This is a genomic window from Mediterraneibacter sp. HA8405 (assembly GCF_056148955.1).
In genome coordinates, this window is record NZ_CM148758.1 from 361,545 (window position 1) to 380,809 (window position 19,265).

Annotated in this window: 15 protein-coding genes; 3 read left to right on the forward strand and 12 right to left on the reverse strand. The window is 47.4% G+C overall.

Translation table 11 applies throughout. From position 1 onward, the window contains the following. Positions 1-234: 234 nt before the first annotated feature. Both AC0QUU_RS01685 and AC0QUU_RS01690 read left to right on the forward strand, forming a co-directional pair. Complete coding sequence (locus AC0QUU_RS01685; RefSeq protein WP_474544282.1) at positions 235-1,296, forward strand: zinc ribbon domain-containing protein; 1,062 nt, start codon at positions 235-237, stop codon at positions 1,294-1,296. A 2-nt stretch (positions 1,297-1,298) separates the two neighbouring features. Then, positions 1,299-2,219 carry a glycoside hydrolase family 25 protein gene (locus tag AC0QUU_RS01690; protein WP_474544284.1) on the forward strand — a complete coding sequence of 307 codons (921 nt, stop codon included), beginning with the start codon at positions 1,299-1,301 and terminating at the stop codon, positions 2,217-2,219. Positions 2,220-2,514: 295 nt separating this feature from the next. On the opposite strand, the gene AC0QUU_RS01695 is transcribed toward AC0QUU_RS01690, so the two are convergent. The 8 genes from AC0QUU_RS01695 to AC0QUU_RS01730 all read right to left on the reverse strand — a co-directional run bounded on the left by AC0QUU_RS01695 (position 2,515) and on the right by AC0QUU_RS01730 (position 12,947). Then, a complete protein-coding gene (locus tag AC0QUU_RS01695) occupies positions 2,515-3,453 on the reverse strand; it encodes an alpha/beta fold hydrolase (protein WP_474544286.1) in 939 nt (312 codons plus the stop codon). A gap of 9 nt (positions 3,454-3,462) precedes the next feature. Then, positions 3,463-4,833 (reverse strand): citrate/2-methylcitrate synthase, encoded by a 1,371-nt coding sequence (locus tag AC0QUU_RS01700; RefSeq protein ID WP_474544288.1) that lies wholly within the window; start codon positions 4,831-4,833, stop codon positions 3,463-3,465. A 105-nt stretch (positions 4,834-4,938) separates the two neighbouring features. Then, entirely contained in the window at positions 4,939-5,802 is an 864-nt protein-coding gene (rsmA, locus tag AC0QUU_RS01705) for a 16S rRNA (adenine(1518)-N(6)/adenine(1519)-N(6))-dimethyltransferase RsmA (protein WP_474544290.1), read from the reverse strand. Between the two features lie 43 nt (positions 5,803-5,845). Further along, complete coding sequence (locus AC0QUU_RS01710) at positions 5,846-6,619, reverse strand: TatD family hydrolase (protein ID WP_474544292.1); 774 nt, start codon at positions 6,617-6,619, stop codon at positions 5,846-5,848. Positions 6,620-6,783: 164 nt separating this feature from the next. Beyond that, entirely contained in the window at positions 6,784-8,817 is a 2,034-nt protein-coding gene (locus AC0QUU_RS01715; RefSeq protein ID WP_474544294.1) for a beta-propeller domain-containing protein, read from the reverse strand. Between the two features lie 17 nt (positions 8,818-8,834). Further along, positions 8,835-9,404, reverse strand: a complete 570-nt coding sequence (locus tag AC0QUU_RS01720; RefSeq protein ID WP_474544296.1) for an RNA polymerase sigma factor — start codon at positions 9,402-9,404, stop codon at positions 8,835-8,837. A 313-nt stretch (positions 9,405-9,717) separates the two neighbouring features. After that, positions 9,718-11,994 carry a hydratase gene (locus AC0QUU_RS01725; protein WP_474544298.1) on the reverse strand — a complete coding sequence of 759 codons (2,277 nt, stop codon included), beginning with the start codon at positions 11,992-11,994 and terminating at the stop codon, positions 9,718-9,720. Positions 11,995-12,200: 206 nt separating this feature from the next. Continuing rightward, entirely contained in the window at positions 12,201-12,947 is a 747-nt protein-coding gene (locus AC0QUU_RS01730) for an LptM family lipoprotein (RefSeq protein ID WP_474544300.1), read from the reverse strand. 490 nt (positions 12,948-13,437) lie between these two features. On the opposite strand from AC0QUU_RS01730, the gene AC0QUU_RS01735 reads away from it, so the two are divergent. Further along, positions 13,438-14,415, forward strand: coding sequence for an Rpn family recombination-promoting nuclease/putative transposase (locus AC0QUU_RS01735; RefSeq protein ID WP_474544302.1), 978 nt, complete (start codon positions 13,438-13,440; stop codon positions 14,413-14,415). A gap of 70 nt (positions 14,416-14,485) precedes the next feature. Here the strand turns inward: AC0QUU_RS01735 and AC0QUU_RS01740 are convergent, their stop codons facing one another. From AC0QUU_RS01740 to AC0QUU_RS01755, 4 genes are all read right to left on the reverse strand, one after another. Further along, positions 14,486-15,508, reverse strand: a complete 1,023-nt coding sequence (locus AC0QUU_RS01740) for a sensor histidine kinase (protein ID WP_474544304.1) — start codon at positions 15,506-15,508, stop codon at positions 14,486-14,488. Next, on the reverse strand, positions 15,498-16,190 hold the full coding sequence (locus AC0QUU_RS01745; RefSeq protein WP_474544306.1) for a response regulator transcription factor: 693 nt from the start codon (positions 16,188-16,190) through the stop codon (positions 15,498-15,500). The genes AC0QUU_RS01740 and AC0QUU_RS01745 overlap by 11 nt, the downstream gene beginning before the upstream one ends. A gap of 84 nt (positions 16,191-16,274) precedes the next feature. Beyond that, entirely contained in the window at positions 16,275-18,326 is a 2,052-nt protein-coding gene (locus AC0QUU_RS01750; RefSeq protein WP_474544308.1) for an ABC transporter permease, read from the reverse strand. Continuing rightward, positions 18,316-19,089 (reverse strand): ABC transporter ATP-binding protein, encoded by a 774-nt coding sequence (locus tag AC0QUU_RS01755; RefSeq protein WP_474544310.1) that lies wholly within the window; start codon positions 19,087-19,089, stop codon positions 18,316-18,318. Before AC0QUU_RS01755 ends, AC0QUU_RS01750 begins: the two co-directional genes overlap by 11 nt. Positions 19,090-19,265: the final 176 nt, after the last annotated feature.

Sequence of the window (19,265 nt, forward strand, 5' to 3'; positions counted from 1 at the left end):
GATAAACAACTATCTCCCCCCTCATAAAGTTTAGACGCTGCAGAGCGTCGCACTTTACTCTCATTCCTTTAGATAACTTATAAAACAACAGAAACCCGTCAGCCGCGCGGCTGACGGGTTTCTGTTGTCTGTAAAACCATATCTGCTCTGGACGTGTCCCTTTTTTGAATATATAATAATTCTGGATAGCAATTACCCACTGATTCAGTATTTTACAATATGGGAGGAATAAAAATGATATGTCAAAACTGCGGTTATCAGCTGCCGGACAATGCCATTTTCTGTGAACAGTGCGGCGCCCGCGTTGCCCCCGGCCCCGACGGAAATATTCAGCCGGATTATCAGCCGGACTTTCAGAATAACTTCCAGGACAGTGCCCCGATCAACTACACGGACACTTTTCCGGCCCAGTCTCCGGACAACGCTCCGAAAAAATCAAGGACAGCTCTTTATGTTGCCATTGCTGTCGCCGCCGTGCTGATCGTCTCTGCGGGAACCGGATTGACTGTCTGGTATCTGTCAAATAATTCTTCCGGAAAAGGTACGCCCCAGACAGTAGCACGGGAAAACAATGATTCCAATGATTCACAGGAGAATCCGGATGCCCTCGTTTCCGGAAGCGAAACGGAAGACAATACAGCTGCGGATCCGGAATCCGATATACAGACAGGTGCTGATAAAACTTCTTCTGACAGCAGTACAGAAACCGCAAAAAAAGATACGCCTTTTAACATCGATCCAAATGCAGATGCCGACTATACAGCAGCTCTGGACCCCTCTGAATATGAATTCTATTCTTCTTCCATAGATGAATTCAGCTTCTGGTATCCGACTGATTTTTATAATGATGTTACATACAACACACGGCTTGATACAATTTCTTACGGGACAAACATAGAAGAAATTTCCTTTTCCGCAGATGACGGATCGCAGCTTATCTTTCAGGCTGTTCAGCGCACGGATTCCATGAATCTGGAGGAGATGAGCGACTATGTCTATACATCTGAGATGGGACGTCTGACTTCCGCAGAAGTCATTCTGAACAACGTCAAGAACGGAAGCGGCAAAATTGTCGTAACCGGCTGGGATTCCGAGCACACAGATAATACGGTTTACTGTCTGACCAAAATAAAGTCTGATGTAATCCTGCAGATGACGGTTCTGTTTCCCGACTATACGGATGAGGCAGATCAGCTTCGCAAAAGCTATCTGACAGAATGCTTCTACCGCATGTGTGGTTTTTCCAACGCCGATCCCTGGAGAACCTATGAAGACTTTGTAAGAGAGGCCGGTTAATTATGAAAAAATATTTAATGAATTTTATAGTCCTGACAGCAATGGCCGCGTTTCTGCTGACCGGCTGTACAGAGGCTGCTTCAGAAGAAAAAATAAAAGAGGAAGCCAAAGAAGCTGCTGATCTGGAAATAGATCCGGAACCTGATGCGGCGGAAGAAGATACGCAGAAACCGGAAATTCTTCATTTTGTAGATGTATACCAGAATCCCTATCAGGTTAAAATTAATCCAAATGTGGAAAAACACAACTATAAAAATGAATGTTTTATCCGCAGCGGCGATCTTCTCTCCTATACCGGAGATGACAATTATACATACCGCCTTGGTGTAGATGTATCTGAACACCAGGGTTATGTGGACTGGCAGCAGTTAAAGGACAGCGGTTTCTCTTTTGCATTTATCCGGCTGGGCTACCGCGGCTACGGCCAGGAAGGCAACATTCGTCTTGATCAGGAATTCCACCGGAATATGGAAAACGCCCAGGCAGCAGGGTTTGATGTTGGAGTCTATTTTTTCGCACAGGCCGTCAATGAAGAAGAAGCGCAGGAAGAAGCAGACTTCGTCCTTGAAAATCTGGCAGGATACAGCCTGCAGCTTCCTGTCGTATACGATCCGGAAAGTATTCTGGATGATGAGGCAAGAACAGATAATGTTACAGGCGAACAGTTTACAAAGAATACACAGATATTCTGTGCCGCCATGGCAAATGCAGGCTATTCTCCCATGATCTACGCCAATATGCTCTGGGAAGCCTTTGAGCTGGATCTGGAATATCTGTCAGAATATCCGCTCTGGTATGCAGACTATGAACCTTACCCCCAGACACCCTATCATTTTGATTTCTGGCAGTATACCAATGAAGGAGACGTCCCCGGTATAGAGGGCAGAGCAGATCTTAACATTCAGCTGATCCCCCGGCAGTAAAACGGCGGCAGGACCTATCTCCCCAATACCCGGGCCTGACAGAACCGGTATTCCTTATTCTTCTGAAACGGGAATGCCGGTTTTATTTTCTCTTTATAAATTTTCTTATCCTTTTATACTTCACTCATACTTCTGACACATTTTCTCTTTATACTATGTATCAGATAGTTGATAAACAACTATCTCCCCCTCATAAAGTTCAGACGCTCAGAGCGTCGCACTTTACTCTCATTCCTTTAGATATAACTTATAAAACCGGCAGAAACCCGTCAGTTGAAAAACTGACGGGTTTCTGTTAATCTCTGTTGCTTAATTTTTCCTCAAACCACTCATACAGTTCCTGATACACCTGCTCCCGGTTTGTCTCGTTTAATATTTCGTGCCTGTCTCCCTCATATAATTTAAGTGAGACATCCCTCAGACCCGCTGATTTATAGATTTCGCAGACTTTACGTACGCCTTTTCCGAAATTCCCCACAGGATCCTCCGCACCTGATACGAAAAGGACCGGCAGGCTTTTCGGAATCATACTTATATTTTCTTTCTTCTGCATGCCCAGCATTCCGGCCATCATACTGTAATAGGCATTCACTGTAAACATAAAGGAACAAAGCGGATCCGTTACATATGCATCAAGATGTTCTTTGTCACTGGTAATCCAGTCCGCCCGGGTTACTGACGGTTTAAACTTCTTATTAAAGGAACCCGTCACAAGCTCATCCACCATCCGGCTTCGGTAATGCCATCCCCGGACCGCCGCCATCAGGCGGCAAAGCTGTTTTACAAACAGCAGGGAAGATCTTCTGTGATCTGTAACCACACCCATCAGCACCACACCGCTGAGTCCGTTTCCATACATCTGAATATACTGACGCAGCAGAGAAGAGCCCATGCTGTGTCCCAGCATAAAATAAGGCGTCTCCGGGTATTTTTTCACAGTTCGCTGGCGAAGTGTATGAATGTCTCCCAGAACGCATGCATTGCCGTATTTTTTTTCAAAAAAACCGTATTCGGATTTGGACTGTACAGATTTTCCATGTCCGAGATGATCATTTCCCACCACATAAAATCCTTTTTCACAAAGGAACTGTGCAAACTCATCATACCTTTTGATATATTCCACCATTCCGTGGCAGATCTGCAGAACAGCCCTGACTTCTCCCTCAGGCTTCCATTCTATCGTATGAATCTCAGTGTTTCCATCCTTAGATGGGAAATAGAACTCATCTCTCATGTTACTTCCTTACCTGTCATCTAATTTTATGTAATCACGGTATGGAGCAAGAGGTCTGTACGCCGGACGTATAATCTTATCTACATTCTCGAGCTCTTCCAGTCTGTGTGCGCTCCATCCTACAATACGTGCTGCCGCAAAGATCGGCGTGTACAGTGATGACGGAAGATCCAGCATGCTGTACACCAGGCCGCTGTAAAAATCAACATTTGCATTAACGCCTTTATACATACGGCGCTTTTGTCCGATAATCTCCGGCGCCATATGCTCAACTTTTTCGTACAGTGCGTATTCTTCCTGACATCCCTTTTCTCTTGCAAGCTGCTTAACAAATTTCTTGAAAATATCCGCACGGGGGTCGGAAATAGAATATACAGCATGGCCCATTCCATAAATAAGGCCTTTTTTATCAAATGCTTTCTTATCCAGAAGCGCTTCCAGATAAGCTCTGATCTGGTCATCATCTGTCCAGTCTGTCAGATGCGCTTTCATATCTTCAAACATCTGCGTCACCTTAATATTGGCTCCGCCGTGTTTCGGTCCTTTCAATGAGGCCATAGCAGCCGCGATAGTAGAATATGTATCTGTTCCTGAAGATGTAACGACGTGAGTCGTAAACGTAGAATTATTTCCGCCACCGTGATCCATATGGAGCACAAGCGCCATATCCAGGATCTTTGCTTCAAGTTTCGTATACTTCCGATCCTCACGCAGCATCATAAGAATATTTTCTGCAGTGGAAAGGTTCGGATCCGGCGCATAAATATACAAATCTTCTCCCCGTCTGTAATTATATGCATGATAGCCGTATACCATCAGCATAGGGAACTGGCTGATCAGATTAAGGCACTGACGCAGTACATTTGGTATGCTGGTATCGTCTGCCTTGTCATCATAGGAATACAGCTGCAGAATACTCCTTGCGATACTGTTCATCATATCGCGGCTGGGCGCCTTCAGAATCACATCACGTACAAAATTCGGCGGAAGCGTACGCCGCTCTCCGATCATTTCCTGGAAATTCTTTAATTCTTCTTTAGTGGGAAGTTCGCCGAAAAGAAGAAGGTATGCCGTTTCTTCATAACCCGGGTGTTTTGCATCCAGAAAGCCTTTTACAAGATCCTTAATATTATATCCCCGGTAATAGAGATTTCCCGCACACGGCACAGTCTCTCCATTTACAACCTTTGAAGCGCAGACATCAGAGATGTTTGTCAGTCCTGCAAGAACCCCTTTTCCATTGAGATCACGCAGTCCTCTCTTTACTTCATACTTTGTATACAGTTCCTTGTCAATCGCATTATTCTTTTCACATTTGAGAGCTAATTCTTCAATGTCTGGAGTAATATCGAAAAAAATGCTGTCAATATCTTTTGCCATTTGACCTTCCTCCTTCTCTCTTTTTTCTTCACTTTTTTTCTGTATGACTTATTTATTATACTAAAAATGTAAATAATATACAATGAACTCAATATTAAATATTTATTAACACAGCTTATTTGACAAAAACGCGAATTCTTCCAGGGTCAAAGCCTCTCCTCTTACGTTCAGATCTTTCCCCAACAGTTTAACAGCTGATTCGATTTCCTCTTTTGAAAACGAAAGATCAGCGGAATTTTTCAGCCCGTTTACAAGAGTTTTCCGCCTCTGATTAAAGGACGCCCTGATAATCCGGAACATCAGTTTTTCATCTTTTACTTCCACCGGAGGCCTCTCATACCGGTCCAGGCGAATCACCGCAGAGCCGACCTTCGGCCTGGGCATAAAACAGTTTGGCGGCACATTTGCCACAATATACGGTTTCGCATAATACTGAACCGCCAGGGAAAGGGCGCCGTATTCTTTTGTTCCCGGCCCCACCTGCATCCGGTCTGCTACTTCTTTCTGAACCATAACTGTGATACTCGCAACAGGAACATGGTTCTCGAAAAGGCCCATAATAATAGGCGTGGTAATATAATACGGCAGATTTGCCACTACTTTCAGCGGTTTTCCTCCGTTTTCCTCCCGGGCAAGCGCCGCGAGATCCAGCCGCAGCACATCTTCATTAATTATTTTCACATTCTCATAACCATCAAGTGTATCCTCCAGAATGGGAATCAGAGCACGGTCGATTTCCACTGCGATCACACGCCCTGCAGCGCATGCCAGATACTGAGTCATAGTTCCGATTCCCGGCCCGATCTCCAGTACACAATCCTCCGGCCCGATCTCTGCCGCCCGGATAATTTTATCCAGCACATGGGGATCAATCAGAAAATTCTGGCCGAACTTCTTCTGAAAAGTGAAATTATATTTCTGCAAAACCGCAATCGTATTCTGCGGATTGCCGAGTGTTGGCTGTTTCATATCATTCCTCCTTAAAAGGGGGACAGACCCCTTTGAAAAAGGGTCAGTCCCCTTTTTCCAGATTATACAGTTTTCTTGCGTTTATCTCTGTCTGTTGTACGACTTTTTCGCAAGATATCTCTTTTATCTCTGCAATTTCTTTGGCTATACAGGGAAGATTCAGTGAAGAATTCCGTTTTCCCCGGAAAGGTTCCGGAGCCAGATACGGACAGTCCGTCTCCAGTACAATAGACTCCAGAGGGATCTCTTTTACAGTATCTTTCAGTCTGCGGGCGTTTTTAAAGGTAACCACGCCGCCCACGCCGATATAATATCCCATTTTCACATATTCCCGGGCCATCTCCGGAGAATAGGAGTAGCAGTGGATAACGGCTTTCATGCCTCCGGCATACTGCTTCATAATTTCCATAGTATCTGCGGCAGCCTCTCTGCTGTGGATGATCACCGGCATATTTTTTTCACGGGCCAGTTCCAGCTGGCGGATAAACCACTGCCTCTGCAGATCATGTCCTTCTTTGTCCCAGTAGTAATCCAGACCGATCTCTCCGACAGCCACGATTTTTTCACAATCCAGCAGTTCTCCCATTCTCTGAAACGATTGTTCATTCAGCGTTCCCACTTCATCCGGATGCACGCCGACAGATCCATACATAAAAGAATATTCTTCCGTCAGTTTCTTTATCCTGTCCCAGGATTCAATGGTAGAACCGGCGTTTACAATCATACCGATCCCCTCTGTTTCCATCTTTCCCAGCAGCTCTTCCCGGTCGATGTCAAACTGTTCATCATCATAATGTGCATGTGTATCAAAAATCATAAACTCTGTTCACCTCTTGCATTAAAGCCGGAAAAAGAGAAGCCTGACGGCTTCTCTTTCTGCCGGAATGTTACTCTTCATTTTATGCCCATCAGCGGAAAATTTCAACGTTTTTCTGCTCAGATGGCCGCGCAGCTCCCCCCGGCATCCTTTGCCATTGTTTTTTACAGTACCAGATCGTCAATCTTTTCGAACCCGTCCAATGTATATGATTCCACTGAACTGCCGCAGATAAGATAGAACCGGTCTCCTGCGTACAGCCCCCGGGTCTCCCCCCAGTCGGAAAGCTCTCTTTCAAATACCTTATGAAAGCCTTCTGTCTCATCAAATGTAAAGATATAATACGAGTTTTTATTTTCGGCCCAGGCCGTGAACCCGAACAGATTCTTTTCTGTATCCACAAAGGCGGCTTTATAATTTGATGCCACATCTGTGCCATACGTATTCTCTATCACGTAAATGGTCATCTCCTGTACATCCGTCGGATCAGATATGTCAAACATAGACAGTTTCACTCCGTCTGTGGTAATGGCTTCCTCATCCACAGCCATACCGATTCCCAGCAGCCGTCCGTCCCCATAAGGATGGAGATACTCGGAAAATCCCGGTATTTTCAGTTCTCCGATAACTTTCGGGTTCTCCGGATCTGACAGATCTACAGAGAAAAGCGGATCAATCTGACGGAATGTAACAAAATACCCCGCGTCCCCCATAAATCTGGCCGAATAAACCGATTCGTCCGGCGCCAGATCACGGATTTCACCCACAGTTTCCAGGTTCTCATCCAGCACATACAGCGAATTTGTATCTTCTTCAGCAGAAGAATTCTGAATCTCTTCTGTTCCCGTCATGGGCTGCACACCGCCCCCGGTAATATAGACCGGCGACACAGTTGTAACAAGTCTCAGATATCCCTCATATTCGTCGATACAGAAGGAATCCTTCAGTGTTCCTTCCACTTTCGTCTGAGCTTCCACCGCAATTTCTCCATCACTGTAGGAAAGTCTGCGGATGGAAGTCTGTGTTACGCCGCCGCTTCCGTCATAGATGCCTTCTGTAACGTAAATATTTTCTTCGCTTACATAACACAGACCACTGTTTCCCAGCACCGCCGCGCTGTCTGTCTCTTTGTCCGGATTGTCCAGCGGAAATGCCGAAATCAACGTATACTCGCTTCCTGAGTCAGCGGCCGGGATGTAAATATCTCCGGCTTCCACCAGTTCACCCTGAACCCGGGGAATATAAGCTGTCCTGTCTGTCGGCTCAGCCGGCATTCCCGCATAGAAATTGCTGATCAGATATACATATCCGTTATGGATGCGCATTGTATTATAGTAGCCGCTCTGTGTAAACGTTCCGATCTGACGCGGATCCGCGTGATCGCTTACATCATAGACAAGTACACTGACAGAATTGCCGTCTCTTTCCGTGCCGCTCTGACCGGCGCTGTCTTCCGCTATGGCATAGCACTGTGTACTGTATACCGCAGCCAGAAGGTCTCCTTCCACATACAGTTCAGAAAAAACTCCCTCTCCGTTCGGAATGATTTCCGCAGTTTTCTCCATCCCGGCGGCTTCAATTCCTACAATATTTATCTTCTGCTGACTCATCACATACAGATATTTTCCGTCTGTCTTGACAATATCTCCTTCTCCTACACCTTCCTCACGGACATTCGTATCCGAATAATCCCCGGAACTTTCTTCCTTCATCGCCATATCAGATCCCGGTGCGGCCAAGGCAGCCGAGTCTTCCATAATCGCCCCGAAATTTTCAGAATTCCATTTAAATTTCTGTGAATCAGCCCTGATATAGCTGTATATTTCATCATAATCTCCGGCGCCGACAAGCCCCTCTATGTCTGCTCTGTCATCCTTCTGCGGTGTTTTTTCTGTTTCTGCCGTCACTGAAGCGCCTGGTGACTGTCTGTCTTGCCTGTCCGTATAAAATGCCCCGTATCCCGCGGCAATCCCCACGATCAGACAGATACACGCCGCGGCAGCGCCCGCCGCATATTTCCACCTTATCCGCTTCTTCCCGGCATGCCGCTTTCCGGCCAGCATCTGTTCCACGTTTTCCGGCTTCAGACTTTCCGGCACTTCTATATCTTCTGTCATACTCCGAATTGTTTTTTCTATTTTCTCTTCTTCAGACCGGCTGAGTTTTTCCTCTTCTTCCCGGCTGTCTCTTTCTTCCATATCCATCCTCCTCTCTTTTACAGTTCTTCTTCCAGCATCCTGCGCATCTTGCCAAGCGCCCGGCTTTTCCTTGATCGTACGGTAGCCGCGTTCATCTTCAACATCCCGCCGATCTCCTCGCTGCTGTATCCCCCGAATACAGAAAAGGAAACAATCAGCCGTTCCTCTTCCTCAAGCTTTAAGAAAGCGTCTCTTACATCCTGATGCCGTGCATATTTCTGGGCAAAGTCAGGCTCTGACTCCTTCGCTCTTTCCTTCCTTTTCCCTTCCTGCAGCACATCTTCCGCCGTCAATGCAGCCGCATCCCGGCTGCGTCCCCGCAGAATCTTCAGACAACGGTTGCTTAAAATGGTAAAAATCCAGCTTCGAAATGACTCGTCCTTTCTCAGACGGGCGATCCCCTCATATGCCGATATTACCGTATCACTGACCGCATCCTCTGCATCATGAGGGCTGCCCAGCATATACAGAGCGAACCTGTACATATCGGTATAATTCCGGGAATACAGCATGGAAAATGCTTTCGGATCTCCCCGTTTTGCCCGCCGGATCAGCTCGGAACCGGAACTGTTTTCATAATCATACATTTTCCCCCTCCTCCCGCGTATTTCCCTGCAAAATGCAGGTTTACATCAGCCTGCTGATATATATTAGAGCCATCGGAAATACTTTTTGTTGCGCCGTTTTTTGTATTTCTGTATTTTTATTCTGTTCCTTTATTAAAATGCGTTTTCTGATGTCCTTTTCCTAAAGGCGAGAAGTTCCTGTAAAAGAAAAAAGGAGGACAGAAATTTCCGCAAGGCGGGCTCCCATTTTTTTTATCCGCGGAAAAGTAATCCGCGGATACCCGGCCTTATGCAGAATCTGTCCTCCCGATATGGTCATATTACTTGTTTTATATTATTTTCTTCCTGCTTTATAGTAGTTGATCAGACATCCGTCCAGAATGATCTGTCTCTCTGCGTCTGTCAGATCACCCAGACGAAGATCGATTTCCTTCAGGTCATCTCCCACTACGTAAGCTTTGATCACGTCCGCTTTCTCTTCCACCGCTCTTCTCACATCCGGAACAAAGATATAGTCTCCGTTTTTAAACGGAAGCTTCTCATGATCCGCATCTGTCAGGAACGGCAGCATGCCCCAGTTGATCAGATTGGAGCGGTACCGCTTTGTAGCGTACTCAATGGCAATATTCGCCCAGCCGCCCAGCACTTTCTGACAGGAAGCCGCCTGCTCGCGGGCAGAACCGTCGCCCGGCTTCACGGCAAAAATTGTACTGCCGACACCGATATTTCCTTCGCCCACTTCCGGATAAGTCTTCCGGATCGTCTCCATCACCGGTTTCAGCTCTTCCAGCGCATCCAGCGGACATGTACCGGCTTCGATCGCTTTCTGCGCCTTCTGTACTTCTTTTGCACGTCCCACATATGCCGGATCCTTTCTTGAAAGCGCGAACTCTGCAAGTCCCAGCGGATTGGAACGGTAGGATGAAGTCTCTCCGGAAGGGATCAGCTCGTCTGTCGTAGTAACCGGATCATGGATCTCGGAAACCACTTTGACAATCAGATTTTCCGGCAGCGCTGACATCTCCGGCCAATCCTTGATATTCGGGCCGAACTGAATCTCCACACTGGGATCAGCCACGCCGTGGCTGTCAAATACACGGTTTGCATAAATATTGCTGTCAAAGTGATATTTCTGTCCTTTGTATTCCACATCCACAGCTGTGGCAGGTGTAAGGAATCCTTTGTTTGCCGCAGTCGCAGCAATGGAACGGGCATCCATAAGAGCAACAGAAGAAATCTGGCCGCTCTGGAGCTTGCTTCCCTCACGGTTCGGGAAGTTTCTTGTCGTATGACGGATGGAGAACGCATTATTTGCCGGGGTATCACCCGCTCCGAAGCAGGGTCCGCAGAATGCGGTCTTCACAACAGTTCCCGCCTCCATCAGGTCAGCTACCGCACCGTTTTTCACCAGTTCCATATAAACCGGCATACTTGCAGGATAAACGCTGAATGTAAACGCGTCAGAACCGATATTTCTGCCCTTGATAATATCCGCGGCAGCGCAGATATTTTCAAAGCCTCCGCCTGCGCAGCCGGCAATAATCCCCTGCTCTACATACAGTTTTCCGTCTCTGATCTTATCCTGCAGAGAATACTCTACAGCGCCGTCCAGGCTGACGAGAGCTTTCTGCTCTACATCATGAAGAATATCTTTTAAATTCGCATTTACTTCATCGATTGTATACACGTTGCTTGGATGGAAAGGCATCGCGATCATAGGTCTGATCTCGCTTAAGTTTACATATACACAGCCGTCGTAATATGTAACCGCACCCGGATTCAGTTCTTTGTAGTCCTCTTTTCTTCCGTGGATCTCATAGAACTCTTCGATCTTCTCATCTGTCGTCCAGATAGAGGACAGGCATGTAGTCTCCGTTGTCATAACATCAACGCCGATACGGAAATCGGCGCTCAGCTTCTTCACGCCCGGTCCCACGAATTCCATTACTTTATTATTTACGTAGCCGTTTTTAAATACCGCGCCGATAATAGCAAGTGCAACGTCCTGGGGACCGACGCCTTTCATCGGCTCGCCGTCCAGATAAATGGCAATTACACCCGGCATCTTAATATCATATGTTTTGTTCAGCAGCTGTTTTACCAGCTCCGGTCCGCCTTCACCCATGGCCATTGTTCCAAGAGCGCCGTAGCGGGTATGGCTGTCAGATCCGAGAATCATCCGGCCGCCGCCTGCCAGCATCTCGCGGGCGAACTGATGGATAACTGCCTGATGAGGCGGAACATAGACACCGCCGTATTTCTTTGCGCAGGTAAGTCCGAACATGTGGTCATCTTCATTAATTGTTCCGCCTACCGCGCAGAGACTGTTATGACAGTTTGTCAGCACATAGGGCACCGGGAACTTCTCAAGGCCTGAAGCTCTTGCCGTCTGAATAATTCCCACGAATGTAATGTCATGAGATGTAAGTTTGTCAAATTTAATCTGAAGGTTCTCCATATTGTCAGAGGTATTATGCGCTTTTAAAATACCGTAGGCCATGGTATTGCGCGCAGCTTCTTCCTTCGAAAGGGGAACCTGTACATTTCCTGTATCTTCCACTATCTCGGCACCGTTTAAGAGATAGACGCCGTTGTCATATAATTTGATCATGTGTATCCTCCTTCTTCAATCCTTGCTCTGTAGTGACATATACTCAAATCGCACGCTCCCGCACACTGGCAGATCCGCTGCCCGGACATGCCGGTGCGCCGGCTTTTGTGCGCTCAACAGTGTTATTTTAGCATATTTCACAAAAGGAGTAAATCCGCAATTCATCCATAGTTTCTGCATTGCTGCCTGGGTTTTGATTTATTCCTTTATGGCAGCATCACGTCATATATATATTTATGTGCAACCGTACTCCAGTCTATTCCGGCATTCTCCCCTGCCTTCTGTCCGTCAATCTCATCGTGCAAATCCGAAAATCCGGTAAGAATCTGAACCTTCTGACATTCTTCTTTCAGTTCCTCAGGAACAAGTACCGCAACATATAACGTATCTTCCGCACCAGGCTCTTGTCTGTATGATATACTGTCTGTACCTACATACCAGCCTCCGTACCAAGCATAGGAATCATCAAACAAAAATACGGTTCCTACTGCATCCCATAAAGCGCCCAGGCTAGAATTATAAAAAATGGTATCCGATGACAGATTTGTCACCTTTCCTTTTAAAATCAGATACTCTTTATTCGCTGCTCCCTTTATATAATTATAACTGCTGTCTGTTTTTTCAGGCAGAAGATCCGCTGCCCAATAAATATCTTCCAACACAAAAGAAATCCCGTCCTCTACCGTTACTTCCTCTCCCAGGCTTACTGTCTCAGCATCCTGTTTTGACGGCTCCCAGTATTCTTCGAGAAATCCCTCGTCCATTTTCCCTTTTTTCACATCCTCCGCCTCAGCATCTGCTGTGTCTTCTGATCCCTCAGACGTTTCTTCCGTCTCATCTTCTGCTGATTTTTCGGCCGCCGGTTCTTGTTTTTCCTCTGCGTTCTTTTGTCCGCATGCCGTTACTCCCAGCATCAGAGACATTGCCAATACCATCACGATTTTTCTTTTCATTCTTTTTCCCTCTCATTCCCGGGCGTATGCATAAGCATAAACATCGTACAAACTGTGCGACTTAGCCCTGTTAATATCTGCTTTGCTTTTACAGCGTGGCAATCGCATTATATCATAATTTATTAAGAAATAAATATATTAACACCCAATAATATCGTCTCCTCATAAATTGTAAGAACATCGTAATGTAGCAGCCGTTCTTCATCTCCAATTATAATAACTTCAAAATCCTGAATTGCCATTTCACTTTACTTATGCTATCCTTTTTTCACCGGGACGGCATTCTGATCGTCCCAAGTATCTATAAACTCCGCAGATGCGGTACATTTCTCATTTTCGGAACCTGAACTCCAGGCATAAACCCGACAATGAACAATACAGAAATGCAGGAAATACGGGTTATGCCTTTGACACTTCACCGGGATATGTTAAACTGAACTTATAAGGCTGACACGTTTCCTTCCTGCATTGACAGGAAAGGAGAAATACAATGAAAATCTCAGAGAGCAGCCAGACAGAAAACCGTTACACAGACAACAGATTTATAATGCTTCCCACCGTGGACGTATGCTTTAAGGGGCTGATGAACAATCCTATAGTACGAAAAGGATTTATTGCAGCGCTCTTAAAAGCCGATCCGGAAACAATCGCAGAAACAACCCTGCTTCCCACCATACTTCACCAGGACTATCCGGATGACAAGCTGGGGATTCTGGATGTACGCGTATTAATGGAAAACGGGACTCAGATTGACATGGAAATGCAGGTAGCCTATTTCGAATACTGGGACGCAAGAGTCCTGTTCTATCTGAGCAGAATCTTTACAGATCAGCTGAGAAAAGGCGAATCGTATGAGAATCTGAAGAAATGTATCCATGTAAGCATTCTTGATTTTATTCACTTTAAAGAGGATGACAAATGTCACCGTACAATCTGCTTCTGCGATGAAAAAACAGGCAGAAAATATACCGATTTAATGGAAATACAGATTCTGGAACTCAGAAAACTGCCGGAAAATCTGAAAAACGACAGCGATATTCTGAACTGGATGCGTTTCCTCGGCGGGAAAACCCGAAGGGAGTTTGAGGCCATGGCAAAAACAGACGCATATATCAATGAAGCCTACAAGGAACTGGAAAAACTCAGCGCAGACGAACGGGCAAAGCTGGAGTATGAAGCGCGGGAAAAAGCAATACGGGATCATAATGCTTTGGTGAACAGTGCCATCAGACAGGGATTGCGGCAGGGAATTGAACAGGGGATAGAACAGGGCAGAAAACAGGGAATAGAGCAGGGGATAGAGCAGGGGATAGAACAGGGCAGAGAACAGGGCAGAGAAGAAGAGAAAAAATTACTTATCCGGAAAATGCTTGAAAATGGCGCAGAACCGGAATTAATCTCCCGGCTGACAGGGCTTAGTCCGGATATTATCAAATCCGTTGAAACTTCCGTAAACAATGAAATATAACTGAAACATTTCCCATTCCGGCGGCAGATTAATCGTTACTTTTCCGCCGGCACAGCGGCATAAGCAACGATTAATCTACACCGGGAAATGAAACCCGTATTTCGAATCCTTTTCCCCACTCTGATGCCGCTTCCAGTTTCAGATTCATCTCTCCGGCGACCCCCTTTGCCAGGTACAGACCCATTCCGGTAGCATTCTTCCTGCCATCTCCCGTCCCTCCGGTAAACCCTTTTTCAAAAATATGGGGCAGATCACAGGACCGCACTCCCATACCGCTGTTCCTGATCCGCAGCATCAATTCATAGCCTGAACGGGAGAAACTGATTTCCAGCGTCGGATCTTCTCCGCTATACTTCACTGCATTGCTGATTATCTGAGAGAGAATAAAATAAAGCCCTCTTCGGTCCACATAAGCTTTTTCGTCCGCCGGACCGGCGGCCGCCGGAAATGTAACATCAAATTTCTTTTCATCCAGCAGAATCCTGTAATCCTCCAGAACCTCATCCACACACTCCCGGATATCGAGCTGTTCAAAGAGGTAATCCTTATGAGTACTTTTCAGGCGGGCATAGTACAGCATCTGCTCCACATATTCATGCATCCGGTTCCGGATGACATCCAGCTTATATCCCACACTCTCCGGAAACTCCTCCCTCCGGTTGTCCAGAAGAAGTGTCAGAAGCGAAAGGGGCGTCTTGATTTCGTGCGCCCATGTCTCAACATATTCCTCATAGTCTTCCGCGCGGGCAGTGGCCCGGGCACAGAGCCGCTCCCTGTCCCGCAGGGTTTCACCCAGCCTTCTGACAGAAACTGTCTGAGCCGGGCCTGCCAGTTTTACCAGCATTTCCTCATGTTTCTCATCCGGAGTATTCAGAAATTCCATAAAAGCCTGCTCCCGCCTGAAAGCACGGTACCCGGCTGCCGCAAGCGCCCCCGCCGCTACCAGTACAGTTGCCAGCAGGATCACTCCTGTCAGGGCCCGGAAGGCCCGGACATCCGCCAGCCACAGCAGCAGCGCCGCAAACCCGTCAATACACAGCAGCAGCCCCAGCCAGGGCGCATACTGTTTCACAATATTCCAGCTACCCTTCATGACCGGCCTCCTTTCCCTTCCGTACAAGTCTGTGCCCGACACCCCGGACCGTCTCGATCTGCAGATTCATATCCAGCCCCGCTATCGTCTTCTTCAGCCGTGTCAGATTGACCTGAAGAGCATTCTCATCAATATACTCTTCCGTTCCCCATAGCGCCCGGCATAGTTCCTGCTTTGTCGCCATCCTCCCGTCCTGTATCAGCAGAGTCTCCAGAATTTTCCCCTGATTCTTCGGCAGAATAACGGACCGCCCGTTAATATACAGCGTATATGTCTGACGGTCCAGAAGAAAGCCGTCGCCTTCCAGCAGATTCGAACGGCCCTCGTATCGTTTCAGTATATTGGAAATCCGTGCCAGAAGCCGCTCTTTCCTGCAAGGCTTGGTCAGATACTCATCTGCCCCCAGTTCCAGGGCAAAGAGTTCATCCTTCATCTGTTCCCGGGATGTCAGCACGAATACGGGGATAGAGCTTTTCTGCTTTACAAACCTGCAGATCTGAAACCCGCTGGTGCCCGGCAGATTCAGATCCAGAAGAATCAGATCCGGGGAAAGCTGAAGCAGATGTTCCGCCGCTGTTTCAAAATCACATACTTCCATTGTCTCATATCCCGCCTTTTTCAGCATTGTCTCCAGTTCTTCCCTCATCAGCGGCTCATCTTCTACAATTGCAATCTGTTTCATTCTCTGTTACCCCTCCTTTGCCGGATCTGTTCCCGTATCTCCTGTCTCCGGTCTGCCTCCCGCTCAGGTCTTACAGCATGCCGGTTATTCTTCCCTCTCCGGCTCCATCACGGCCAGCAGATACCGGTTGCAGGATCGTTTCACCACAGCCATATAAATACATTCTATCACACAAAGGAATAAAATCATAAGCACAGATATCCACATCACTTCACCGATAGCCGAACGGGTTCTGGATGACAGAATTCCCATCAGAAGCGCGCGGACACCGAACATACTGCTGACAGCCGCTACGAACGCCGGGATGCCGAAGTACCAGTTTACCTGCCTTCCGGCTGCCCGGCAGAGTTCCCGGTAGGATGCCCCCAGACGGCTCAGCGTCTGATACCGTCTGCCGGTTCTCCTCTGGCTCATAAGGAACTGTACTCCGATTACGGTATTTGCGATAATCAGGAAAACAACCGCCAGATAAATTGTAATATATCCCGCTGCCGCTATATAGAACATCTGCCGTCCCATGTTCTGAAGATAACTTTCGTAAATTATGCCGTTCTGGTCCAGTCTGCTGTTCATATCCATAATAGCCGACATCAGGCTTTCCCCTTCTCCTTTCTTCAGAACGCCGTCCAGATATACCGTATATTCCCCCTGTGTATAGTACTCAAAGTCTTCATCCGGCAAAATCAATGCAAAGGAAAGCGTAATCGAATCATCTGTAACCAGATTTACGGACTGCACATTTCCCGCCAGCCGGTACATCGTCCCGTCCAGATCTGCTGCCGGTTCCGACGCCAGAAGCTCATCCATAATCTTCCGCTCTTCCTCTCTGGCAAACGTTCCGTCCATGTAGACCCCTGCTTCTCCTTTCTCAAGGGAAATCTGCGGAAGTCCCGCCGCTTCCAGCAGCTGATTATAGCCGCTCAATGAAATAATATAAGGATAATCCGCATACATCAATATATTTTCAAGCTGCTGCTTTTCTTCGGAATCCGCCATGCCGGATATGGCTTCCAGCACTGAATCCATACGAAACGCATTATCATAATCCTCCGTGGTCCGAATATACCCCACTCTCATTTCAAACAGAGAAAAAAACGCAGTATCCAGTCTCTGAGCGGACAGTTTCTTTTCGACTTCCGAAATATCCTGCATATCCCCGTCAAATGTATAGTCCAGAACATGAGGCTCCGAATCCCCGTAAAACCGCATAATTGCCGCCCCTGCTCCGAAACAGCACAGGGAAGCCAGAATCAGCAGAGAGCTGACCGCCAGTGTACCGTAGCAGCGGATCACCGTCTCTTCCAGCTGACGGAAATGGAAGACCTGAAGCCTTCCCCCCTTGTCTCCCCGTTTCGCGAAAATGTTCATAACGAACCGGAGTCCGAAAAAGAGAAGCCAGGTACCACACAATCCCAGCAGGAGCGTAACACCCATCCTTCTCAGATTCAACCAGGATATGCCCGTGGACGCCATCCACCAGACAACTCCCAGACAGATCAGACCTGCTGCCGCCGCTGCGCCATACACCGGTCCGGGGAGCTGTCTTTTCACTCCCTCCGGCATTTCAACAAGAAGACTCCCGATTTCCTGCCGGGCAACCCGTCCGCTTAAGATAAGAAATGCCGCCAGTTTGATCAGAAGAAAACCCGCCGCTGTCAGAAGCGCCGCTTCAGGAGAGAACGAAAACCGATGGCCAATCACTCCCATCCCCGCAATTCTGGCCGTAACCAGGCTGATCAGCTCCGAGAGAAGTACAGCCACAGGCAGCCCGATTATAAGAGGAAAGATACTGCTGTACAGATCCTCAGCGAGCAAAAGCAGGAACAAAGTCCTGCGGCGCATCCCCATCATCAGATACAGCCCGAACTCATGTCTGCGTCTCTGCATCTGATATTTTCCCGCATAATAGACAAGAAAAAACAAAATCACCAATGCTGCGCCAAAGAACAGCGGCAGCATGGAAATCAGCCGTTTTACAGCATCACTTTCCATCTGCTGCAGAAAAATCATAACATCCTGATTCGGCAGTGACAGAATAATATAAAAGGCAATAACCGTGATCAGCAGAGTGCTGAAAAACAGTCCGTTCTCTTTTCTGCTTCTCCGGCCATTCCGGAATGCAAGTTTAAAAAACATACTCACTTCCCCCTCCCAGCTGTGCCATTACCTTCAGAATTCTCTCATAAAACTCACGCCTTGATTCCCCCGGTGCATCTCTCCGTATTTCATGGAAGATTGCTCCGTCCTGTATAAACAGAATCCGGCTGCAGTAGCTGGCCGCATTGGAATCATGAGTTACCATAAGAATCGTGGCCTCTTCCTCTTCATTCAGGCCCTTCAGTTTCTCCATAAGCCCCTTTGCGTTTTTGGAATCCAGGGCGCCCGTAGGTTCATCGCACAGAATGATTTCCGGATTCAGAATCAGCGCCCGGGCCGCCGCAGTTCTCTGTTTCTGGCCGCCGGACATCTGGGCCGGAAATTTATCCAGCACATCCGTAATCTCCAGATACTCTGTCAGACGTCTCAGTCTCTTTTCCCCCTCTGCCCCCGGCACACGCTGAATGGACAGCGGAAGCAGAATATTTTCCCGTCCGGTCAGATTGTCCAGCAGTTCAAAATTCTGAAAAAGATAGCCGATCTTCCTGCCCCGGTACTGCGCCAGGGCGGCGCCTCTGAGCCGCTGGATTTCCTGCTCCCGCATAACGATTCTCCCGCCTGTAGGGCGCGTCACAGATGCTATGCAGTTCAGCAGTGTAGACTTACCTGAGCCGCTGCTTCCCATAATCCCCAGGAACTCTCCCTTAAGCACCTGAAAACTCATGCCGTCCAGAGCTTTCGTCTGATTCGGCTGTCTGCCGTAGTATTTCCTTAAATCCTCTATCTCCAGAATACGTTCCATCAAAAAAACCTCCTCATTGCTTTCTGCTAAAAGCATACCACCGGAGGCTGCGAAAAAACACTTACACTTCATGAAATGTTTCATCAATTCGGATTTGTCGAAGGGAATCTCCGGACAGCAGACACAAACCGGAAGGGAAGGAAGTTTTTATAAGACGGATTCAGAAGAGGGGGACA